At 68.8% G+C, this 21,246-nt stretch carries 19 protein-coding genes and 1 pseudogene; 7 read left to right on the top strand and 13 right to left on the bottom strand.

Features of this window, described 5'->3' with window-relative positions; genetic code table 11:
- Window positions 1-238: pseudogene (locus ACFQ36_RS10730) on the bottom strand (dipeptidase); the annotation flags it as partial.
- A gap of 124 nt (window positions 239-362) precedes the next feature.
- Here ACFQ36_RS10730 and ACFQ36_RS10725 point away from each other — a divergent pair.
- Window positions 363-950 carry a DUF3043 domain-containing protein gene (locus tag ACFQ36_RS10725; protein WP_377013427.1) on the top strand — a complete coding sequence of 196 codons (588 nt, stop codon included), beginning with the start codon at window positions 363-365 and terminating at the stop codon, window positions 948-950.
- Window positions 951-1,196: 246 nt separating this feature from the next.
- Here the strand turns inward: ACFQ36_RS10725 and ACFQ36_RS10720 are convergent, their stop codons facing one another.
- Entirely contained in the window at window positions 1,197-2,264 is a 1,068-nt protein-coding gene (locus ACFQ36_RS10720; RefSeq protein ID WP_377013425.1) for a quinone-dependent dihydroorotate dehydrogenase, read from the bottom strand.
- Between the two features lie 57 nt (window positions 2,265-2,321).
- On the opposite strand from ACFQ36_RS10720, the gene ACFQ36_RS10715 reads away from it, so the two are divergent.
- Window positions 2,322-3,353, top strand: coding sequence for an alpha/beta hydrolase (locus ACFQ36_RS10715; protein ID WP_377013423.1), 1,032 nt, complete (start codon window positions 2,322-2,324; stop codon window positions 3,351-3,353).
- A 31-nt stretch (window positions 3,354-3,384) separates the two neighbouring features.
- Here the strand turns inward: ACFQ36_RS10715 and ACFQ36_RS10710 are convergent, their stop codons facing one another.
- The 3 genes from ACFQ36_RS10710 to leuA form a co-directional block, all read right to left on the bottom strand.
- On the bottom strand, window positions 3,385-4,191 hold the full coding sequence (locus tag ACFQ36_RS10710) for an isoprenyl transferase (protein WP_377013421.1): 807 nt from the start codon (window positions 4,189-4,191) through the stop codon (window positions 3,385-3,387).
- Between the two features lie 10 nt (window positions 4,192-4,201).
- Entirely contained in the window at window positions 4,202-4,954 is a 753-nt protein-coding gene (gene recO, locus ACFQ36_RS10705) for a DNA repair protein RecO (protein ID WP_377013419.1), read from the bottom strand.
- A 73-nt stretch (window positions 4,955-5,027) separates the two neighbouring features.
- Window positions 5,028-6,788, bottom strand: coding sequence for a 2-isopropylmalate synthase (gene leuA / locus ACFQ36_RS10700; protein ID WP_377013417.1), 1,761 nt, complete (start codon window positions 6,786-6,788; stop codon window positions 5,028-5,030).
- Between the two features lie 261 nt (window positions 6,789-7,049).
- Between leuA and ACFQ36_RS10695 the strand changes: the two genes are divergently transcribed.
- Window positions 7,050-8,990 carry a M13 family metallopeptidase gene (locus ACFQ36_RS10695; protein ID WP_377013415.1) on the top strand — a complete coding sequence of 647 codons (1,941 nt, stop codon included), beginning with the start codon at window positions 7,050-7,052 and terminating at the stop codon, window positions 8,988-8,990.
- Between the two features lie 49 nt (window positions 8,991-9,039).
- On the opposite strand, the gene ACFQ36_RS10690 is transcribed toward ACFQ36_RS10695, so the two are convergent.
- The 5 genes from ACFQ36_RS10690 to ACFQ36_RS10670 all read right to left on the bottom strand — a co-directional run bounded on the left by ACFQ36_RS10690 (window position 9,040) and on the right by ACFQ36_RS10670 (window position 14,586).
- Entirely contained in the window at window positions 9,040-10,524 is a 1,485-nt protein-coding gene (locus tag ACFQ36_RS10690) for an LCP family protein (protein ID WP_377013413.1), read from the bottom strand.
- A gap of 270 nt (window positions 10,525-10,794) precedes the next feature.
- Window positions 10,795-11,736, bottom strand: coding sequence for a GTPase Era (era, locus tag ACFQ36_RS10685; protein WP_377013433.1), 942 nt, complete (start codon window positions 11,734-11,736; stop codon window positions 10,795-10,797).
- Between the two features lie 38 nt (window positions 11,737-11,774).
- Window positions 11,775-13,142, bottom strand: a complete 1,368-nt coding sequence (locus ACFQ36_RS10680; RefSeq protein ID WP_377013411.1) for a hemolysin family protein — start codon at window positions 13,140-13,142, stop codon at window positions 11,775-11,777.
- Complete coding sequence (ybeY, locus tag ACFQ36_RS10675) at window positions 13,139-13,612, bottom strand: rRNA maturation RNase YbeY (RefSeq protein ID WP_377013410.1); 474 nt, start codon at window positions 13,610-13,612, stop codon at window positions 13,139-13,141. Before ybeY ends, ACFQ36_RS10680 begins: the two co-directional genes overlap by 4 nt.
- An 11-nt stretch (window positions 13,613-13,623) precedes the next feature.
- Window positions 13,624-14,586 (bottom strand): PhoH family protein, encoded by a 963-nt coding sequence (locus ACFQ36_RS10670; RefSeq protein ID WP_377013431.1) that lies wholly within the window; start codon window positions 14,584-14,586, stop codon window positions 13,624-13,626.
- Between the two features lie 382 nt (window positions 14,587-14,968).
- Between ACFQ36_RS10670 and ACFQ36_RS10665 the strand changes: the two genes are divergently transcribed.
- Entirely contained in the window at window positions 14,969-15,967 is a 999-nt protein-coding gene (locus ACFQ36_RS10665) for a Gmad2 immunoglobulin-like domain-containing protein (RefSeq protein ID WP_377013408.1), read from the top strand.
- A gap of 50 nt (window positions 15,968-16,017) precedes the next feature.
- Here the strand turns inward: ACFQ36_RS10665 and ACFQ36_RS10660 are convergent, their stop codons facing one another.
- From ACFQ36_RS10660 to hrcA, 3 genes are all read right to left on the bottom strand, one after another.
- The gene (locus ACFQ36_RS10660; protein ID WP_377013407.1) at window positions 16,018-16,803 is read right to left on the bottom strand and encodes a 16S rRNA (uracil(1498)-N(3))-methyltransferase; all 786 of its coding nucleotides are present in this window, start codon (window positions 16,801-16,803) and stop codon (window positions 16,018-16,020) included.
- Window positions 16,804-16,816: 13 nt separating this feature from the next.
- Window positions 16,817-17,944 (bottom strand): molecular chaperone DnaJ, encoded by a 1,128-nt coding sequence (gene dnaJ / locus ACFQ36_RS10655; RefSeq protein ID WP_377013405.1) that lies wholly within the window; start codon window positions 17,942-17,944, stop codon window positions 16,817-16,819.
- An 86-nt stretch (window positions 17,945-18,030) separates the two neighbouring features.
- The gene (gene hrcA, locus ACFQ36_RS10650; protein WP_377013403.1) at window positions 18,031-19,044 is read right to left on the bottom strand and encodes a heat-inducible transcriptional repressor HrcA; all 1,014 of its coding nucleotides are present in this window, start codon (window positions 19,042-19,044) and stop codon (window positions 18,031-18,033) included.
- A 261-nt stretch (window positions 19,045-19,305) separates the two neighbouring features.
- On the opposite strand from hrcA, the gene ACFQ36_RS10645 reads away from it, so the two are divergent.
- From ACFQ36_RS10645 to ACFQ36_RS10635, 3 genes are all read left to right on the top strand, one after another.
- Window positions 19,306-20,148 (top strand): DUF3097 domain-containing protein, encoded by an 843-nt coding sequence (locus ACFQ36_RS10645; protein WP_377013401.1) that lies wholly within the window; start codon window positions 19,306-19,308, stop codon window positions 20,146-20,148.
- A gap of 145 nt (window positions 20,149-20,293) precedes the next feature.
- Window positions 20,294-20,683: a DUF4870 domain-containing protein gene (locus tag ACFQ36_RS10640; protein WP_377013429.1), complete on the top strand. Its 390-nt coding sequence runs from the start codon at window positions 20,294-20,296 to the stop codon at window positions 20,681-20,683.
- A gap of 369 nt (window positions 20,684-21,052) precedes the next feature.
- Window positions 21,053-21,246 (top strand): PRC-barrel domain-containing protein (locus ACFQ36_RS10635; RefSeq protein WP_377013399.1); only part of this gene is annotated, 194 nt, incomplete at its 3' end.

Genomic DNA, 21,246 nt, shown 5'->3' with positions numbered 1-21,246 from the left:
TGCCGGCGCTGAGGATGCGCACGTCCGGCAGGCCGAGGCTGCGCAGCAGGCCGGCCACCGCCTCCGCGCTGCGCGCGAGCTCGGCCGGGTCGAAGGCCGCCCAGGCAATGCCCGGGATCGCGACCAGGTCCTTGAGGGTGGTGATGGTCTCCCCCATCCGGGCATCCACGGCCCGGGCCAGGGCGTCCACGTCCACGCCGGGGCCGGGGAGGACTGCGCTGTCAGGAGTACTTGTCATACCCGACACCCTACCGCCGCGGTGCGGCCGCTGACCCGGCCACCGCCGCAACGGCGGCAAAACCGCCGGTCAGCGGCCGCTTTGAAGCGCCCTCGCGGAACCTGCTGCAAGGTATTCTTGATGGGTGTTTGGACGAAAAAAAGCGGCCCCCGAGCCTCAGGGCGTAACTGACCAGAAAATCTTCGACGAGCCGGGCGGTGCGGCGGGCAAGGGTGCGCCGACGCCCCGGCGCAAGGACCAGGAGGCCGCGCGGCGCCGGCCGCTGGTGCCGCAGGACCGCAAGGCAGCCCAGGCTGCGAACCGCGAGGCGGTGCGTGCGGAGCGGATACGCATGCGGCAGGCCATGGATACCGGCGACGAGCGCTACCTGCCGCTGCGGGACAAGGGACCGCAGAAGAAGTTTGTCCGCGACTATGTCGATGCCCGCTGGGTGGTCGGCGAGTTCCTGATTGTCTTTGCGCTGCTGTTCGTGGTGCTCAGCTTCATCCGCAACCTCCAGTTGCAGTCCATCATCCTGGTGGCTTTCTGGGTGCTGCTGGCCGTGGTGGCCGTGGACGCCTTCATCCTTAGCCGCCAGCTGAAGAAGCGCCTGACGGCCAAGTTCGGCGAGGTGGAGCGCGGTGCCGTCTGGTACGGCGTGATGCGCGGGCTGCAGCTGCGCAAGCTGCGCCTGCCGAAGCCCCAGGCCAAGCGCGGCCAGTACCCGTCCTGACTGCATCCCTTCCCGGATCCTTCCCGGCCCTTCCCGCAGGGAGGTCCGGGAAGGATCCGGCTTCGTGCGCCGGGTCGGAGCGGCACCGCCGTCCGGTGGCGGTCGGCGGTCACGGTTCCGGCTGCGCCCGGAACCGACCTCCTGCGGGGGCCAATGCCGTCATCAAGGCCACCAAAGCACAGCCAGCACCGGCCCGGCGCCGCAAAGGCGGCCTGACCAACGCCGCCAGCCCGTGCGGCCAACACACTAGGTGTACTGCCTGGCCAGTTCCCGGTTGATCCGTGCCGCCCAGAACGGGCCCTCGTACAGGAAGGCCGTGTAGCCCTGCACCAGCGTGGCGCCGGCGTCCAGCCGTTCCTTCACGTCGGCGGCCGTTTCCACGCCGCCCACCGCGACCAGGACCAGCGAGCTGCCCGCGGTGCGGCGCAGCCGGCGCAGCACTTCAAGCGAACGCTCCTTCAGCGGCGCGCCCGAGAGCCCGCCGTCCCCGCAGGCGGCAACCTTGGCCGGATCCGAGACCAGCCCGTCGCGAGCGATGGTGGTGTTCGTGGCAATGATGCCGTCCAGCTTCAGGTCCAGCGCCAGCCGGGCGACGTCGTCGATATCCTCGTCGCTCAGGTCCGGGGCGATCTTCACCAGCAGCGGCACATGCCGGGCGGCCGCGGCGTCGGCCGCCTCCCCCACCGCGGACAGCAGCGGCCGCAGCGTGTCGACGTTCTGCAGCAGGCGCAGGCCCGGGGTGTTCGGGGAGCTGACGTTGACCACCAGATAGTCTGCATGCGGGGCCAGCAGCCGCGTGCTCTTGAGGTAGTCCTCCACCGCGTGCTCGAGTTCGACCACCTTGGTCTTGCCGATATTGATGCCGATCACCGGCCGCGGCCGGCGCCCGGAGCGCTCCAGGGCCCTGCGGGCCGCCGCGATCCGCGGCGCAACGGCCGCGGCGCCGTCGTTGTTGAAGCCCATCCGGTTCACGACGGCGCGGTCGGCGATCAGCCGGAACAGGCGCGGCCTGGGGTTCCCGGGCTGGGCGGCGCCGGTGATGGTCCCCACCTCCACCGCACCGAAGCCCAGGTCCGCCAGCGCCTCGATGCCCAGCCCCTCCTTGTCGAAACCGGCGGCCAGGCCGAACGGCGAGGGGAAGCTGACGCCGAACGCCTCGGTCCGCAGCGAGGCGGAGGGCCGGGTCAGCCGGCGCAGCAAGACACCGGCGCCAAGCTGGTGCGAGGCCCGGATCAGGCGGAAGCCGATCCGGTGGGCGCGCTCGGCATCCATCCAGGAAAAGGCAGCACGGAAGAAGAGAGGGTAGAGACGCATGCTCCTAGTTTTCCCGCAAAAACAGCCCCGGCCAAACTGGGTGGTTCCGGCGTTAGCATGATCGTGTTAGGAAAGGAAAGACCTGTGGCGTATGACTGGCGGCCGGATATCCTCGGTCCCGGATTTGAATCGGTCGTGCTGGACCTGCCCTCCCCCAGCGGCGTCCGGGCGACGTTGGTCCGCTATGTCCCCGAAGATGCCGAGCCGCTGTCCGGCGGCCACGCCGTGCTGTACCTGCACGGCTGGAGCGACTACTTCTTCAATACCGAGCTGGCCGGTTTCTGGCACGGCCAGGGGGTGGCCTTCTATGCGCTGGATATGCACAACCACGGGCGCAGCCTCCGCGACGGGGACGTGCCCGGGTTCGTCGCGGACCTGCACGAATACGAGGACGAGATCACCTTGGCGCTCAAGCTGGCGGGTGCGGATATGGCCCGCCGCTCCGGTGTGCCGGACGGACCCGGCGGGGAGCCGCGGCTGACGCTGATGGGCCACTCAACCGGAGGCCTGGTGGCGGCGCTGTGGGCGGCCGATCATCCCGGGCAGCTGCAGGCCCTGGTGCTGAACAGCCCGTGGCTGGAAATGCACCACAGTCCGCTCGTCAGGCACGCCGCCGCGTCCGTGCTCCAGCCGCTCTCCCGCTTCCGGCCGGCGGCCCGCCTGAGGATCCCTGCCCGGGGCTTCTACTACCGCAGCATCAGCAAGTCCGCCGACGGCGAATGGGAGCCGGATCCGGTGCTGCGGCCGCCCGGCTCCTTTCCGATCCATGCCGGCTGGCTCAGCGCCGTCTGGCGGGGGCAGGCCAGGGTGGCCCGGGGCCTGGGCATCGAGGTTCCGGTGCTGGTGCTCGCCTCCGGCCGCAGCCTGAACGGGCCGGTGTGGCACGAGGAGATGATGGCAGCGGACGTGGTGCTGGATGTGGAGACCATGTCGGCCCGAACGGTCAAGCTTGGCCGCAGCGTGGCGCTGGAACGGATCGACGGCGCCCTGCATGATGTCTTCCTCTCCAGGCCCGAGGTACGCCGGGACGCGTACGAGCGGCTGCGGCGCTGGGCGCGGGCCTATATTCTGCCGCCGGACGGGCCCTGAACCGGACGGGCCCTGAACCGACGCCGGACGGTCAGCGTCCGGCGGATCCGGACAATGCCGCGTCCACAGCGGCGCCGTAGCGGCGGTCCCGCCTGGCGTAAATCTGCACGGCTTCCCACAGGGTGCGCCGGTCCACATCCGGCCAGAGGATGTCCATGAAGACCATTTCCGCGTAGGCGGACTGCCACAGCATGAAGTTGGAGAAGCGCTGCTCGCCCGAGGTGCGCAGGAACAGGTCCACATCCGGCAGGTCGGGTTCGTCCAGGAACCGCTGGATGGTCTTCTCCGTCACGGCCGAGGCCTTCAGGCGCCCGGCGGCGACCTCGGCGGCAATGGCCGCCGCGGCGTCGGCAATTTCGGCCCGGCCGCCGTAGTTCACGCACATGTTCAGCGTGCAGACGGAATTGCCGGCGGTCTGCCGTTCGGCCACCTCCAGCTCCCGGATGACCGACTGCCACAGCCGGGGCCGGCGGCCGGACCAGCGGATCCGCACGCCCCATTCGTCCAGCTGGTCCCGCTGCCGGCGCAGCACGTCCTTGCTGAAACCCATCAGGAAGCGCACTTCTTCCGGGGAACGCCGCCAATTTTCGGTGGAGAAGGCGTAGGCGCTCACATGCCTGATGCCGATCTCGATGGCGCCGGCCACGACATCCAGCAGGGCGGCCTCGCCCGCCCGGTGGCCCTCGGTGCGCGGCAGTCCCCGCTGGTTGGCCCAGCGGCCGTTGCCGTCCATGACGATCGCGACGTGCTCCGGCACCAGTTGCCGAGGCAGCCGCGGCGGTTCGGCGCCGGAAGGATGCGGTGCGGGCCGCACGGGACCTGTCTGGCTGGTACTCATCTGCTGGGGCTCACACTCGCTCGACGTGTCGTAGGGATTTCAGGGATCGTTCCAAGTGCCACTGCAGGTAGCCGGCCACCAGCCCGGCGGATTCGCGCCGCGCCGCCTGCTCGGAAGCGTCCGCCTGCGGCCAGTTGGCGCTGAGCAGGGCCGCGAGCAGTTCCATCGTTTCCGGCGCCGGCGAGGCGCTGCCCGGGGGCCGGCATTGGTGGCAGACCGCTCCGCCGAGGGCGGGCGAAAAGGCGGTGTGCGGGCCGGGAGCCCCGCAGCGGGCGCAGTCGGTGAAGCTGGGTGCCCAGCCGGCCGTTGCCAAGGCGCGGAGCAGGTAGGAATCCAGGATCAGCTCCGGATCGTGCACGCTGCGGCTCAGTGCCGAGAGCGCCCCGATGACCAGCGCATACTGGGCCGACGCGGATTCGCCGTCCACGTCAGTGAGTTTTTCCGCGGTTTCGCAGATGGCCGCGGCGGCGGTGTACTTGCGGTAGTCCGCGGCAATCTCCCGGCCGTAGGGGCCCAGTGTCTGGGCCTGCGCCACAATGTCCAGGCTGCGGCCGGACACCAGCTGCAGATCGGCCACCATGAACGGTTCCAGCACGGCCCCGAACTTGCTGCTGGTGCGGCGCACGCCCCGGGCCACCGCCCGAACCTGTCCGTGCCGTTTGGTCAGCAAGGTGATGATCCGGTCCGCTTCGCCGAGCTTGTGGGTGCGCAGGACTACCCCCTCGTCCCGGTAGGTGCGCGAGGCGAAGGATCGATTGGTCACCCTCCTATTCTCCCACGGCAGGGGCCCGTCCCGCCGACCGGCGGAACGGGCCCCTGGACAGTGCGGGAGGCGGTTACCGGGCCGCCGCGATGCTGCCGGCCTCGGCCCGGCTGTCGCGGATGGCACGGTTGACCGCGGATACCACCGCCTTGAGGGCGGACATGGTGGTGTTGGCGTCAATGCCCACGCCCCAGAGCACCCGGTCTCCCACGGCGCATTCCACGTAGGCGGCGGCACGGGCATCGCCGCCCTCGGAGAGGGCGTGCTCGGTGTAGTCCAGCACGCGCACATCCATGCCGTCCTGGGCGAAGATGTCCAGCAGGGCGGCGATCGGGCCGGTACCCTCGGCGGTGCGGCGGGTCGGGACGCCGTCGATCCTCATGGTCGCGGCAAGCCGGAAGGAGCCGTCCTCGGCCGTATCCGCGTTGACCGACCCCAGCGCGTAGTGGCCCCAGGGGTGGTCCGCGGAGGGCAGGTACTCGTCGCTGAAGATGTCCCACAGCTCCGCGGCGCTGACCTCGCCGCCCACGGTGTCGGTCCGGCGCTGGACGACCCCGGAGAACTCGATCTGCGCCCGGCGGGGCAGATCGAGGTTGTACTCGTTCTTGAGCAGGTAGGCCACCCCGCCCTTGCCGGACTGGGAGTTCACCCGGATGACCGCTTCGTAGCTGCGGCCCAGGTCCTTCGGGTCGATCGGCAGGTACGGCACGGCCCAGACCAGCTCGTCCACGCTCTTGCCCTGCTCGGCCGCGTCGGCCTCCATGGCCTCGAAGCCCTTCTTGATGGCGTCCTGGTGGGAGCCGGAGAACGCGGTGAAGACCAGGTCGCCGCCGTACGGGGAACGCTCGGGCACCGGCAGCTGGTTGCAGTATTCGACGGTGCGGCGGATTTCGTCGATGTTGGAGAAGTCGATCATCGGGTCGATGCCCTGGACGAACATGTTCAGGCCCAGCGTCACCAGGTCCACGTTGCCGGTCCGCTCGCCGTTGCCGAAGAGGCAGCCTTCGATCCGGTCCGCGCCGGCCAGGTAGCCCAGCTCGGCCGCCGCCACGCCGGTGCCGCGGTCATTGTGCGGGTGCAGCGAGAGGATGACGTTCTCGCGGTCGTTCAGGTTCCGGGACATCCACTCGATGGAGTCCGCGTAGACGTTCGGGGTGGCCATTTCCACCGTGGCCGGCAGGTTCAGGATCACCTGGCGGTCCGCGGACATCTCCAGCACGTCCGTCACCGCGTTGCAGATCCGGGCGGCGAACTCCAACTCGGTGCCTGTGAAGGACTCCGGCGAGTACTCGTAGGTGACCTCGGTTCCCTTCAGGGATTCCTCGTACTTGCGGCACAGCCGGGCGCCCTGCAGGGCGATGTCCACGATCCCGTCCTGGTCCTCGCGGAAGACCACCCGGCGCTGCAGCACGGAAGTGGAGTTGTACAGATGCACGATGGCGCGGTCCGCGCTTTCGAGCGCCTGGTAGGTGCGCTCGATCAGGTGCTCGCGGGACTGGGTCAGCACCTGGATGGTCACGTCGTCGGGGATCCGGTCCCCCTCGATGAGCTGGCGGACGAAGTCGAAGTCCGTCTGGGAGGCCGACGGGAACCCCACCTCGATCTCCTTGTAGCCCATCCGGACCAGCAGGTCGAACATCTTGTGCTTGCGTTCGGGGCTCATCGGATCGATCAGGGCCTGGTTGCCGTCCCGCAGGTCCACCGCGCACCAGCGCGGGGCCTTGGTGATGACCTTGTCCGGCCAGGTGCGGTCCGGCAGTTCGACGGTGATCTGGTCCTGGAACGGAATGTACTTATGGATGGGCATTCCGGAGGGTTTCTGTGCGTTACGCATTTTGTTGGATGGCCTTTTCTACGGGGAAAATTCGAAATTCGGCCGGGCAACACAAACTCCGCAGCGAGGGGTCGGCCTGTCAAACAGCAGTTTGCGAAGCCTCGCCGCGGCAGCTAAGAAGGAGAGTTCCTGCGCGCACCATTTCACACTAGCACGGCGGCGGGACCGGCCGTGAACCGTGCCGCGCCCGGCCGATACTGCCTAAAGTGGACACAAAGCACCAAACCTGTTCCCTCATGTCCCCTTAGCGAGAGGCCCACCGTGACCCGTTCCGGCATCGTCCTGTCCAACGTAGATCCCGCCGTCCGCCCGCAGGATGACCTGTTCCGGCACGTCAACGGCAAATGGTTGGCGGAAACCATCATCCCCGAGGACCGGCCGCTGGAGGGCTCCTTCACGGCGCTGCGCGACGCCTCCGAGGAAGCGGTCCGCGCCATTATCGAAGACGCCGCGGGGCATCCGGATCCCTCGTCGCCGGCCGGCAAGATAGGCCGGCTCTACGCCGGGTTCATGGACACCGCGACCGTCGAGGCCAGGGGCTTCGCGCCGCTGGCGGCGCAGCTGGCCGCCGTCGACGCCGTCGTCGACGCCGAGTCCCTCATTGCGCTGCTGCCGGGGTTCGCCCGCAGCGGCGCGGCCTTCCCGCTCGCCTTCTACGTCAGCAACGACGCCGGGGATCCCACCCGCTATCTCCTGCACCTGTACCAGGCAGGCCTTGGCCTGCCGGACGAAGCCTACTACCGGGAGGAGGCCTTCGCGGAAATCCGCGCCGGCTACCTGGACTATGCCCGGCGGATGCTCACGCTCGCCGGCCTGGACCCGGCCGACGCCGAGCTGGCCTTCGGGCTGGAGCACAAACTCGCCGCCGGCCACCTGGACAAGGTCTCCTGCCGGGACCCGCAGCAGACCTACAACCTGCGCACGGTGGACGAGCTCGCCGCGGCGGTGCCGTGGATCCGCCGCTGGCTTGGCGACCTCGGGGAGGCCGCCGCGGCGGTGGACGAGCTGGTGGTGTGCCAGCCGGAGTTCGTGTCCGTGCTCGCCGGCTTGGTCCGGAGCGAGCCGGCGGCCGCCTGGCGGGCTTGGCTGCGGCTGCAGCTGCTGACCAATGCGGCGCCGTACCTGCATGACGAGGCGGTCAAGACGCAGTTCAGCTTCTACGGCCAGGTACTCAGCGGCGTCCCCGAGCTCAAGGAGCGCTGGAAGCGCGGCGTTGCCCTGGTGGAGGGGGCACTGGGCGAGGCGGTGGGCCAGGAGTACGTGGCCCGGCACTTCCCGCCGCAGCACAAGCAGCATATGGAGGCGCTGGTGCGGAACCTGCTGCAGGCCTACGAGCACAGCATCGCCTCGCGGCCGTGGCTGAGCCGGGAAACCATCGGGCGCGCCCTGGAAAAGCTCGCTGCCTTCCGGACCAAGATCGGCTATCCCTCCAAGTGGATCGACTACTCCAGCCTGCAGGTCGGCGACGATGTCTGGGCCAACGTGCAGGCCGCCAACGACTTCGAGACCCAGCGCAACCTGGGCAAGCTCGGCGGGCCGATCGATACCGAGGAATGGCACATGACCCCGCAGACGGTCAACGCCTACTACATGCCGACGATGAACGAGATCGTCTTCCCCGCAGCCATCCTGCAGCCGCCGTTCTTCGACGCGGAGGCGGACGACGCGGCCAATTACGGCGCCATCGGTGCGGTGATCGGCCACGAAATCGGCCACGGCTTCGATGACAAGGGCTCGCAGTTCGACGGCACCGGCGCGCTGCGCAACTGGTGGACCGAGGAGGACCTGGCCGCCTTCAGGGCCCTGACCTCGCGACTGGTGCAGCAGTACGCGCAGCTGAGCCCCGAGGAGGCCCCCGGCCACAATGTCAACGGCGAACTGACACTGGGCGAAAACATCGGTGACCTCGGCGGGCTGGCCATCGCCTACCAGGCCTACCAGCTGAGCCTGGGCGGACAGGAGGCGCCGGTAATCGACGGGCTTACCGGAGCGCAGCGGTTCTTCTATTCCTGGGCCGAGTGCTGGCGGCAGAAGATCCGGCCGGAGGAATCGGTGCGGCGGCTGACCGTGGACCCGCATTCGCCCAACGAGTTCCGCTGCAACCAGGTGGTACGGAACCTGGATGCGTTCCATGGGGCGTTCGGTGTCGCCGAGGCGGACCGGCTCTGGCTGGACCCGGCCGAGCGGGTGCGCATCTGGTAAGCCGCCCGGTGCGGGCAGGCCGCGGGGCGGCCTGCCCGCACCGGAACCGCTAGAACCCGCCGGACTGTTGGCAGGTCACCTGGTCCGCCGTCTGGCCGGAAAGGTCGCCGCCCAGCTTGCCGGTGGCGGCCAGCTCGGTGCCGCTGGTGAAGTCCCGGCCGACGACGACGGCAACGCCGTAGTCGGTGCCGCCGGACAGGACGCTGGCCTGGGGTACCCCGAGATCCTTGGCCAGCGCGCGGGCCACTGCCTCAAACCCCGTGGAGTACAGGATCTGGGTGGCCGGGTTGGTGCCGTCCGCTTCGGCCACCGCGGCCTGGGCGTAGCCCAGGCTCCGCAGATGCTCGGCCACCGCCTCGCCCCGCCGGTCCATGCCGGATTCGTTACGGACCTGCACCGGCTGGGTGGACGAGTCGAAGCTCAGGGCGGCGGGCTCGCCGGCCACGATGTTACCGTCCGGAGCCGCCCCGTCCGCTGCGGTGCCGGTCACCGGATCGGAGGCTGTTTCCGAGCTGCCGCCGGTGGGCTTGTCGTTGGGCTTGTCCTTGTCCGCTGCGTCATCTGCCGTCACGTCCCCGTCCTCGCGCAGGATCTGGAACAGCCTCTGGCCTTCCTCTTCCTTCATCACGAGGCGGTTTGGATTCGGCTCGTACAGCTCGGTGGGCAGCGACACGAAAGCCACCTTGCTCAGGTTGACGTTCTTGACCCGGTCCGCCAGCGCCAGCAGCGCCGGGATCTGGGCCAGGCCGTCGTCGACCGTCAGGTTCCGGGCCACGGCCTCGGCAATGGAGTACAGGCGCGGGACGTTGGTCAGCGTTCCCTCGCTGGTCAGTTTGCGCACCATCGAAGCCAGGAAGCTCTGCTGTGCCCGTACGCGGCCGCGGTCGCCGCCGTCGCCGAAGGCGTGGCGGGTCCGCAGGAAGGCCAGCGCCTGCTCGCCCTGCACCGTGCTGACCCCGGCCGGGAGGTTGAGCTTGGAGTAGGTGTCGTTGATCGGCTCGTTGACGCAGACGTCCACGCCCCCGATCACGGTGGTCAGCTCCTTGACCGCATTGAAGTCCGCCATCATGAAATGGTCGACCTGCAGCCCCGTGAGCTGGTTCACCGCCGCCACCGTGCAGCCGGGGCCGCCGTAGCTAAGCGCCATGTTCAGCTGGGCAAATTGCTGTTCCGGGTAGGTCTGTCCGGTCTCGGGGTCGGTGCAGGCGGGGACGGTGGTGAGCAGGTCCCGCGGCAGGCTCACCACGGTCACCCGCTGCCGGTCTGCCGACAGCTGCATCAGCATCATGACGTCCGAATTGCCCGAGCCCGTGGACGACGGATCGCCGCCGTATTTGCCGCCGGTGTCCTTGCGCGAATCCGTGCCCAGCAGCAGGATCTGCAGGGGGTCCTTGCTTGGGTCCACGGGCAGTACGCTGCCGTCCGTGCCCAGGTTCAGCGGAGCACTGGTGATGCTGGAGCGCAGGGCCACCAGCTTGACCACCACGACGCCGACGCCGGCAACCAGTGCCAAGGCCAGAATGGCGGCGGCCATTTTCAGCCACAGCGGCGCCCGGCGCGTGCGCAGGTGCCGGGCATTTCCCTGCCCGGCGGCAGGCGCGACGGCGGCCTGCGGTCGGCGGAACCGTCCGCTGGCTGAGGAGGAATGTGCCGGGTCATCGCCGGAACTGCCGCGACGACCCACGCCTGTTCCCACTTTCTATAACGGATATGGACATTTGCAGAATAATTCTATGCTCGGGCTCCGGCCGGCAGCAGCTCCGGCGTGTCCCGCGCCGCTGCCTGCCGGGTTCGCGGCCGACCGCTAGAAGCCGAGCCGTACCAGCTGCTTGGGGTCCCGCTGCCAGTCCTTGGCGATCTTCACGTGCAGGTCCAGGAAGATCCTGGTGCCGAGCAGGGCCTCGATACCGTGGCGCGCCCTGGTGCCCACTTCCCGCAGCCGGGCCCCGCCCTTGCCGATAATGATCGCCTTCTGGGAGGGACGCTCCACGAACAGGTTCACCCGCACGTCCAGCAGCGGATTCTCCGGGCTGCGGCCTTCGCGCGGCACGATTTCCTCCACCACCACGGCCAGGGAGTGCGGCAACTCGTCGCGCACCCCCTCCAGGGCCGCCTCGCGGACCAGTTCCGCCACCATGACGGCCTCCGGTTCGTCCGTCAGTTCGCCGTCCGGATACAGCGGCGGGGAGACCGGCATGTGCCCGATGAGCACGTCCGCCACCGTGTCCACCTGGAATCCGTCCGTTGCGGAGACCGGCACGATGTCGCGGAAACCGTCGGCGCCGAAGGCCTCGGTGCCCAGCCGGGTCACCGCCAGCAGCTGCTCGGCCAGGGCCGCCCGGTCCACCAGGTCCGTCTTGGTGACCAGGGCGACCACGGGCTTGCGGTTCAGGGCCGCCAGCTGGTTGGCAATGAAGCGGTCGCCGGGGCCGATCTTCTCGTTGGCCGGCAGGCAGAAGCCGATGGCGTCCACCTCCGCCAGCGTGTCCGCGACCAGGTCGTTGAGCCGCTGGCCCAGCAGCGTCCGGGGCCGGTGCAGCCCCGGGGTGTCGACCAGCACGAGCTGGGCGTCCGGGCGGTGCACGATGCCGCGGATGGTGTGGCGGGTGGTCTGGGGTTTCGCCGAGGTGATGGCGACCTTCTGGCCCACCAGCGCGTTGGTCAGCGTGGACTTGCCGGCGTTCGGCCGGCCGACCAGCGACACGAAGCCCGCGCGGTAGTCCTCGGGCCAGCCGCTGGCCGGCATCGCCACGGTCTTGGCCCGGCGCTTGTCATGATGGCTGTTCAATGTTGTGACTCCGATCCTTCACGTATACCCGCGTGATGCGACTCCGTGCCGCCGGCCTTGCCGTGGTCCTTCCCGCCGCCCTCGGCGGAGGGCGGGGTGCTTTCTTCCTGGGCCGCCGGTTCCAGCCAGGCAATCAGGTGGCTGATCCGGTTCCGGCGCCCCTCCATCCGCTCGGCGTACAGGTGCAGGCCCTCCAGGTCCACCTCGCTGCCGACGATGGGCACCCGGCCCAGGCGCTTGGCGAGCAGGCCGCCCACCGTGTCCACTTCCTCGTCGTCCAGGTCCAGGTCGAAGAGCTCGCCGACGTCGGCAATGCTGGCCTTGGCGCTGATCCGGTACCGGCCGCCGTCGAGCTGCTCGATTTCGGGCCGTTCCGAGTCGTATTCGTCCACGATCTCCCCGACAATCTCCTCGATCAGGTCCTCGAGGGTGACCAGCCCGGCGGTCCCGCCGTATTCGTCAATGACGATGGCCACGTGGGTGGACTCGCGCTGGAGCTCCTGGAGCAGGTCGGCCACCGGCTTGGACTCGGGCACGTAGCGGACCTCGCGGCAGACCTCGTCGACCAAGGCGGTGCGCTCGGCCCTGCCGCTGTACAGGCGCGCGGTGACGTCCTTGAGGTACAGGATCCCGCGAACCTGGTCGGCGCTGTCCACGATCACCGGAATCCTGGAGTAGCCCGAGCGCAGGAACAGGGACATCGCCTGGGCCAGGGTGGAACCGGACTGGATGGTCACCATGTCGGTGCGCGGCACCATGACCGCGCGGACGATGGTGTCGCCGAGTTCGAACACCGAGTGGATCAACTCCGCCTCGGCGTCCTCGATCATGTCGGACTCGGTGGCCCGCTCCACGAGTTCGCGGAACTCCTCCTCGGAGAAGAAGGCGGCGTCGGCGCGCGGGGCATTTGGCGCCACCAGGCTGCCGATCCGGACCAGCCATCCCGGAATCGGCCCCAGCAATGCGCACAGGACCCGCACGGCCGGGGCGGTGAACAGCACGACGCCGCTGCCGTGCGTGCGGCCAAACTGGCGGGGCGAAACGCCCACCAGGACGAATCCGACGGCGGCCATGGTCACCGTGGCCAGCAGCCCGGCGATCCAGAGGTTGCCCAGCACGTCGTAGAAGAGCAGGGCGATGGCCACGGCCGCCGCCATTTCGAACCAGACCCGCCAGAACCGCAGGGCGTGCATGTGCGCGGCCGGGGTCTGCAGCACGGCGCGGAGCGCCCGGCTGCGCCCGTCCTTGAGCAGCTGCTCGGCCTCCTGGCGCGGCAGGTAGGCGAAGGCGGCCTCGGCCGCGGTGAACAGCGCGGCGATCAGGATGCACGCCAGCGCCAGGCCCGCGAGGACGGCAACGATCAACGCGTGGTCTCCGTGGGGGCGTCCTTGCCGAGGAAGCTGCCAAGCAGCTGGCGCTGCAGGGAGAACATCTCTTCCTTTTCCTCCGGCTCGGCATGGTCGTAGCCCAGCAGGTGCAGGATGCCGTGCGTGGCCAGCAGCAGCATTTCCTCCGACACCGGATGTCCGGCCTTCCTGGCCTGCTGCACGGCCACCTGCGGGCAGATCACGATATCGCCCAGCACGCCGGGAGGCGTGGGCTTGGCGGCGGTTCCCGGACGCAGCTCGTCCATGGGGAAGGAGAGCACGTCAGTGGGGCCGGGCTCGTCCATCCATTCGACGTGCAGGCGCTCCATTGCGTCCTCATCCACCAGGATGATCGACAGCTCGGCCTCCGGATGGACATAGAGGCTGTCCAGGATGAAGCGCCCCAGCCGGCTAAGCTCCTCCTCGTCTGCCGGCAGGGCGGATTCGTTGTTGACTTCGACGCTCATGGCCGGTTTTCCTATCGTTTGCGGGAATGCTGGGGACGCTCGGGCGCCGTCCGGAGGCGGCGGCTTTCGTCCCACTTGCTGTAGGCGTCGACGATGTCGCTGACCAGGCGGTGCCTGACGACGTCGGAGGCGTCCAGCACGGAAAAGTGCACGTCCTCCACACCTTGGAGAATCTCGCTGACGATCTTCAGGCCCGAGCTGGTACCGCCGGGAAGGTCGATCTGGGTGATGTCGCCGGTGACCACCATCTTTGAGCCGAAACCCAGCCGGGTCAGGAACATCTTCATCTGCTCCGGCGTCGTGTTCTGGGCCTCGTCCAGGATGATGAACGCGTCGTTGAGCGTCCGGCCGCGCATGTAGGCCAGCGGCGCCACCTCGATGGTGCCGGCGGCCATGAGGCGGGGGATGGAATCCGGGTCCATCATGTCGTGCAGGGCGTCGTAGAGCGGACGCAGGTACGGGTCGATCTTGTCGCTGAGGGTGCCGGGCAGGAATCCCAGCCGCTCCCCCGCCTCCACGGCCGGCCGGGTCAGGATGATCCGGTTGACTTCCTTCTGCTGCAGTGCCTGCACGGCCTTGGCCATCGCCAGGTAGGTCTTGCCCGTGCCGGCCGGACCGATGCCGAAGATCACGGTGTTGACGTCGATGGCGTCCACGTACTTCTTCTGGTTAAGCGTCTTGGGCCGGATGGTGCGTCCCCGCGTGGACAGGATGTTTTGCGTCAGTACATCTGCGGGCCGGGCCACCGACTGGTCGCGAAGCATCCGCAGCAGCTGTTCGACCACCTGCGGCGTGACGCGGGTATCGGTGGCGGCCAACGTCCCGATCTCGGCGATCAGGCGCTCGATCCGCTCGACGACCGGGGCCGGGCCGCTGATCAGGAGCTCGTTGCCCCGCACGAGGAGGTCGATGTCCCGGAACTCGGATTCGATCAGCCGGAGCACCTCATCATGCGTGCCGAGCGTCCTGACCATGTGCTCCGGGGACTCGAAATGGACGGAACGGCTGCTGGATCCGAGCGGATCGACATCCAATCGTGTTTCCGACATAGCACAGGCCGAAGGCCCTTCGCTCCTTAGATTGTCCTTGCAGTACACTTCCATGCTACGTCACCGGCGCACCCCAGCTTGGCCCCGGCCGGGTCGGGATGGCGGGCTGAATCGATAAACCGGATGTATGTCTCGATCCTGTTTCAATCGTGCATCGGTCCGGTTGAGAGGCGGCGAAACGCGGGGTGCGGCGGTCGGGGCTGTGCCAAGCTGGTGTCGCGGCCGCCGCGAGGCGCCCGTGCAGGCACCACCGGCACCGGCCCATCCTTCCTTCCCCGGACATCCGGGCCCGGCCCTGAAGAGGAAAATGAGCATCACTGACCCGTCTCCCGGACGCCCCACACGTCCCGGATCCGGACGCCCGAGGCAGCCGCGCGCGTTCACCGCGTGGCTTGCCTTGCTGACGGCCGGGTCCGTCGCGCTGATCGGTTGCTCGCCCCTGCACGAGCAGGGAGCAGCGGGCCCGACGTCCATGCCGCCCGGCAGCAGCACCCAGATCCCGGCGGAACACGATCCGCTGGTTTCCAGCGGCCCGCTGGAAACGGTGCGGAGCTCCTCCCTGTCCCCGATCTATTTCCTCGGCGCCAACGGCAAGAACGTCTTCCTCTACCGCGAATTCCGGCAGGCCGAGGACCTGGGGGACCCCATTACCACCGCGGTGAGCGCGATGACCCGGCTCAAGCCGCGCGATCCCGACTATTTCAATCCGTGGAATCCTGCCGGCAAGGTGGGGGCGTCGATCACTAACGGCTCAATCATCACACTGGATATTTCCTCAGATGCCTTCAAGGCCGACGTGGACCAGGGCATCGCCGAACGCGCCGTCCAGCAGTTGGTCTACACGGCCACCGCGGCAGCCGCCAACGCAGGCCTGACCAGCGCGCAGAACCCGCTGAGAGTCGTGGTCCTGGTCGACGGGCATACCGGGTACCAGGCCTTCGGGCACGTGCAGCTCGGCGCGCCGATGTCCCGGAACTATGCGCTGGTGGCTCCCGTCTGGGTCGTCGACCCGCAGGAAGGGGCGACCTCCGAGGGCCAGGTGCGGGTGCTGGGGCGCGGCGTGGCCTTCGAGTCGCAGCTGTCCTGGCAGATCTACCGGCTCAAGGGCCCGAAGGACTCCGGCGATGGCGAATTGGTCAGGAGCGGAACCGTCTCGGTCAGCGCCCCGATGGGGCAGACGGGTGAATTCGAGTTCACCCAGCCGCTGGACCCCGGCTCCTACCGGCTGTACGTGTACCACGAGGACATGAGCGGCCGGACCCGGGACCGGCAGAACGCGGACAGCAAGGTCTTCACCATCCGCTGACCGGGCCGCCGGCTGGCCGGATCCTGCCCTTCCAGCCCGTCAAGCGGCCGTTAGGTGGCCGGCGGCCGGTCCCAGCGGCCCAACTGGACGCTGAGCAGGGCGACGGCGGCCGGCCCGGCCGTGGACGAACGCAACACGTGCGGCCCCAGCCTCACCGCCCGGGCGCCGGCCTGCAGCATCGCGTCGACTTCGCGGCTGCTCATGCCGCCCTCCGGTCCGACGATCATGACGACTGCGGCGTCCGCGTCCTGCCGGGACCCGGCTGCCAGGTCCGCGGCGGCAGCGGCGAGGGGCTGTTCGGCCTCCTCGTGCAGGATCAGTGCCAGGGCGCTGCGGCCGATCAGCGCACACAGGCCCTTCAAGTCCACCGGGGTGCCCACCTCCGGGATCCGTGCCCGGCGGGCCTGCTTGGCTGCGGACCGCACGGTGGACTCCCATTTGGCCAGGCCCTTGGCCTGCTTCTCGGCCCGCCAGCGCACGATGCTGCGTTCGGCCTGCCAGGGCACCACCTGGTCCACGCCAAGCTCGGTGGCCGCTTCCACGGCCAGCTCGTCCCGGTCCCCCTTGGCCAGGGCCTGGACCAGCACCAGCCGGTAGGGCGGCGCCGGCTCGTCGACCACGGACTCAACGTCCAGGACCAGTTCCGTGTTGGCCGCCGAGCGTACGCTGCCGGACACGCGCCGGCCGGCGCCGTCGGCAATGTCCGCCCGCTCCCCCGCAGCCAGGCGCCGGACGGTGACGGCGTGCCGCGCCTCGGCGCCGGCGAGCCGGAAGACCGAACCGGGCAGGACGTCGTCGAGCTGGCCCGGTTCCGCGAAAAAGACAGGGTTGGTCAACGACGGGCCGCTGTCAGAGGTTGCCGAGCTTGTCCCGCAGCCGGGCGAAGACGCCGGTGCCGCTGGGGGCCAGCTTGCCCTCGGCCAGATGCTCGCCGCGCAGGTGGGCCAGCCGGCGCAGCAGCTCCTCCTGCTCGGCGTCGAGCTTCGTCGGGGTCTCGACGTGGATGTGGACCTTCAGGTCGCCGCGGCCGAAGCCGCGCAGGTGGGTGACCCCAAGGCCGCGCAGGGTGATCACTTCGCCGGACTGGGTGCCGGCCTTCAGGTTCAGCTCCTGGTCGCCGTCGAACGTCTCCAGGTTCAGCGTCGTCCCCAGCGCCGCCGCCGTCATCGGCACGGCCAGCGTGACGTTGAGGTCGTCGCCTTCGCGGATGTAGTTCTTGTCCGGGGCCACACGGATCTCCACGTACAGGTCGCCCTGCGGACCGCCGGCCGGACCGGCCTCGCCCTGTCCGGCGAGCTGGATGCGGGTTCCGGTTGCCACGCCGGCGGGAATCTTGAGGGTCAGCGAGCGGCGGCTGCGGATCCGGCCCTCGCCGTTACATTCGTTGCACGGGTCCGGAATGATGGTGCCGAAGCCTTGGCAGCTGCCGCACGGGGCCGTCGTCATGACCTGGCCGAGGATGGAGCGCACGGCGCGCTGGACCTGGCCGGAACCGCCGCAGATGTCGCAGGTGCGCGGGTAGGTGCCCTCGCGGCAGCAACTGCCGTTGCAGGTGGGGCAGACGACGGCGGTGTCCACCTCGATCTTCTTGTTAACGCCGAAGACGGCGTCCTTCAGGTCGATCCGGACATTGATCAGGGCATCCTGGCCGCGACGCGTGCGGCTGGCCGGCCCGGCCGAGCCGGTGCCGCCGAAGAAGGTCTCGAAGATGTCCTGGAATGCGAATCCCTGTCCCGAGAAACCGCCGCCGAAGCCGTTGTCCGTGCCGTTCTCGTTGCCCGTGGTGTCATAGATCCGGCGCTTCTGCGGATCCGAAAGCACCTCGTAGGCGTGGCTGACCTGCTTGAACTTTTCCGCGCCATCCGGGCCAGGGTTGACATCCGGATGCAGCTTGCGGGCCAGCTTGCGGTAGGCCTTCTTGATTTCCTCGGTGCTTGCGTCGCGGCTGACTCCGAGTACGTCGTAATGGTTGGTCACCTTTGAATACTTCTCTTCCTGCGAATCGTGTTCCGGCGGCCCGGCCGCCCTGTCGGTGCTTGCCCTGCTGCTTTTCCGCGGCCGGGTTAGCCGGCCAGGATCCTCGACAAATAGCGGGCCACGGCCCGCACGGCGGCCATGGTGGTCGGATAGTCCATGCGCGTGGGCCCGAGCACACCCACCTTGGCAGAGGAATCAGGCCCGTAGCCGGTGGCCACGACCGAAGTCCCGGACAACGAATTGTACGGGTTCTCGCTGCCGATCCGCACGGAAATGCCGCGGGCGTCCTGCTGCATCTCGGAAAGCAGCCGCAGCATCACCACCTGCTCCTCCAAGGCTTCCAGGATTGGCGAAATGCTCAGCGGGAAGTCCCCGGTGGAGCGGGCCAGGTTGGCCGTTCCGGCCATCAGGATGCGTTCGTCGCGGGTGGGGGCGGACAAATGGACGAGTTCGGTGCACAAGGCCTGGAGGACATCGGCGTGCTCCGCGGAGACCCCGGGTACGCCGGCGGCGAGTTTGGCGCCCACCTCGGACAGCGGCGTGCCTGCCAGGGTGCCCAGCAGCGCTGCGCGCAGATCGGCCAGATCCGCCTCGGCAATATCCTCGGGCAGCCTGATCACCCGCTGCTCCACCGTGCCGTTGTCGGCGATCAGCACCACGAGCACCTGGCGCGGGGCCAGAAGGACAAACTCGATGTGCCGCACCCTGGCCCGGCCCAGGTGCGGGTACTGGATCACCGCCACCTGGTTGGTCAGCTGGGACAGCAGGCGCACGGTGCGGTCCATCACGTCGTCGAGGTCATCGGCGCCGTCCAGCAGCGTCTGGATGGCGCGCCGCTCCGCGGCGGAGAGCGGCTTGACATCCGAGATCCGGTCCACGAACAGGCGGTAGCCCTTGTCCGTGGGGATGCGGCCGGAACTGGTGTGAGGGGCGACGATCAGCCCCTCCTCCTCCAGTGCGGCCATGTCGTTGCGGATGGTGGCGGATGAGACGCCCAGGTGGTGGCGTTCGACCAGGGCCTTGGACCCGACGGGCTCGCGCGAATGGACATAGTCTTCGACTATGGCGCGCAGCACCTCCAGGCGGCGGACCTCGCTCACCGGAACCTCCTGTCCAATCTGCCAACCCGTACCCCGCCCGCATCTGGAGGGCGGGGGACGGTTAGCACTCACCGTGCCTAAGTGCTAAGTCTAGTACGTCCGGACGCAACATGGGATTGCGCCCAGCCGGCTCCCCGTTCGCGGCCCGCGCGCCCGCGGCGGGGCGGCCGGTGCCTGGGCTAGCATGGTGACGCCGATGGCAACTGCCTGCCCCGGCAGCCGCATCAGCCTCAGCACTACCAAGCCGAAGGACGGACAGCCATGACCAGCTACGGTTGGGGACCCCAGGACATCACCACGCGGGCCCCCCGGCGCGAGCCGCGCCAAGTGGCGGCGGATCCGGGGCTGGTGCTGGAGGACGTCCAGAGCGGCTGGGTCGGGGCGGTAGTCCGAGTGGAAAAATCCGGCGGCGTGCACCTGGTGGCGCTCGAGGACCGGCGCGGCAAGACCCGCTCCTTTCCGCTCGGCTTCGGCTTCCTGCTCGACGGAGAACCGGTCAAGGTGGTGCCGGCCGTCGCCGCCGCGCCGAAGACCGCCCTGCGTACGGCGTCCGGTTCGGTCAAGGTCCAGGGACTGCGCGCCCAGGTGGCCAAAGCCAGCCGGATCTGGGTGGAGGGAAAGCACGACGCCGAGCTGGTGGAGAAGGTCTGGGGCGACGACCTGCGCGTGGAGGGCATCGTCGTCGAACCGCTGCACGGAGTGGACGACCTCGCCGCGGCAGTGGCGGATTTCGCCCCGGGGCCCGGACGCAAGCTCGGCATCCTGGTGGACCACCTGGTCCAGGATTCCAAGGAGTGGCGGATTGCGCAGGCGGCGATGGCTGTGCCGGCAGCGCGCGGCAACGTGCTCATCGTGGGGCATCCCTATGTCGATGTCTGGCAGGCGATCAAGCCCTCGGTGATCGGGCTGGCCGCCTGGCCGGTGGTGCCCCGCGGCACCGACTGGAAGACCGGGATCCTGGCCGGACTGGGCTGGCCGAACCGGACCCAGGCGGACATCGCCGAAGGCTGGCGCCGGCTGCTGGGCAGCGTGCGCAGCTACGCGGACCTGGAGCCCTCGCTGCTGGGGCGGGTGGAGGAAGTCATCGACTTCCTCACGGCCTGAGTCTTCCCCACGGCCTGAGCCCGCCGGTTGCCGCTACCCTTGTCATAGCAACACCCGTACCCCCCGCTACCGAGCTACTGAGGTAGGTCCTGTGCCAGAGAACACCGCGCGCAACGAGAACCGCAGCCAGAACAGCGAACGCTCCCTGCGGAAGCCGGCCCCCCGGCCGCAGTACCAGAGCGCCTCCTCGACGGCCCTGCCGCTGACCCCGTCCGAGGACCGGCGGTGGGCCACCCTGGCGCATTTCGGCGGGATCCTGGGCTGCATCCCCGCGCTGGTGATTTACCTGATCTTCAAGGACCGCGGCCCGTTCACCGCCCAGGAATCCAAGGAAGCGCTGAACTTCACCCTCCCGCTGACGGTGGTTGCGGTGATTCTGAACCTGCTGATCAACATTCCGGCCGTCAATGCCCTGTTCGCGGTGCTGGCCGCGGCCATCTGGGTCTTCCTGACCGTCTATTCGGTGATCGCCGGGATCGAGGTCAACCGCGGGCGCCCCTACCGCTACCCGCTGAACCTGCGCCTGATCGACTGACCGGCAACTCCCGCACGCCGGCAATTCCCCGGCCGGTCTTGCGCCCGAATGCTAAGCATGCTTTGCTTACACCGTAAGCCATTTTGCCGATGCAACCCGTGACGGACCGGCCCCGGCCCTGCGCGGAAGGCCAGGAGGAAGTGGATGACGGCAGGCTTCAGGCCCGGCCGTTCCGCCGCCAGGCCGGAATAACCCCACAAAACTGCCCCGATGCGGGCCTGCCGCACCTCTGCTCCGGCACGAGTGCCACGAAAAGCAGCGCAACGGCAGCAGAAAGATCTCAGCCATCACCACAACCGGCGGTCAACCCCACCACCGGACCGCACCGGACACGGACAGCCTGTGCCCGGAGGAAACAAAGGAGATGAAATGATCGCCAGGGATAACCTCGACCGTCTCGCCGGCGGACACGCGAATGTGATCGACTCCGAGGGACACAAGATCGGCTCGCTCGGGGAACTCTACCTCGACGACCGGACCAACGAACCGAACTGGGCCACGGTCAGGACCGGCCTGTTCGGCATGTCCGAAACCTTCGTGCCGCTGGACGCGGCCACCCTCGA

This window comes from Arthrobacter sp. GCM10027362 (assembly GCF_042679445.1).
Taxonomy (GTDB): domain Bacteria; phylum Actinomycetota; class Actinomycetes; order Actinomycetales; family Micrococcaceae; genus Crystallibacter.
Note: the sequence above shows the minus strand (reverse complement) of the source record. Positions and strands in the feature narration are given on the sequence as shown.

Excerpts from the sequence above, each read along its gene's own strand:
- ACFQ36_RS10720 (WP_377013425.1), bottom strand. The coding sequence starts at position 2,264 with ATGCGTCTCTACCCTCTCTTCTTCCGTGCTGCCTTTTCCTGGATGGAT.
- ACFQ36_RS10715 (WP_377013423.1), top strand. The coding sequence starts at position 2,322 with ATGATCGTGTTAGGAAAGGAAAGACCTGTGGCGTATGACTGGCGGCCG.
- ACFQ36_RS10710 (WP_377013421.1), bottom strand. The coding sequence starts at position 4,191 with ATGAGTACCAGCCAGACAGGTCCCGTGCGGCCCGCACCGCATCCTTCC.
- leuA (WP_377013417.1), bottom strand. The coding sequence starts at position 6,788 with ATGCGTAACGCACAGAAACCCTCCGGAATGCCCATCCATAAGTACATT.
- ACFQ36_RS10690 (WP_377013413.1), bottom strand. The coding sequence starts at position 10,524 with ATGGCCGCCGCCATTCTGGCCTTGGCACTGGTTGCCGGCGTCGGCGTC.
- era (WP_377013433.1), bottom strand. The coding sequence starts at position 11,736 with ATGCCGGCCAGCGGCTGGCCCGAGGACTACCGCGCGGGCTTCGTGTCG.
- ybeY (WP_377013410.1), bottom strand. The coding sequence starts at position 13,612 with ATGAGCGTCGAAGTCAACAACGAATCCGCCCTGCCGGCAGACGAGGAG.
- ACFQ36_RS10670 (WP_377013431.1), bottom strand. The coding sequence starts at position 14,586 with ATGGTCAGGACGCTCGGCACGCATGATGAGGTGCTCCGGCTGATCGAA.
- ACFQ36_RS10665 (WP_377013408.1), top strand. The coding sequence starts at position 14,969 with ATGAGCATCACTGACCCGTCTCCCGGACGCCCCACACGTCCCGGATCC.
- ACFQ36_RS10645 (WP_377013401.1), top strand. The coding sequence starts at position 19,306 with ATGACCAGCTACGGTTGGGGACCCCAGGACATCACCACGCGGGCCCCC.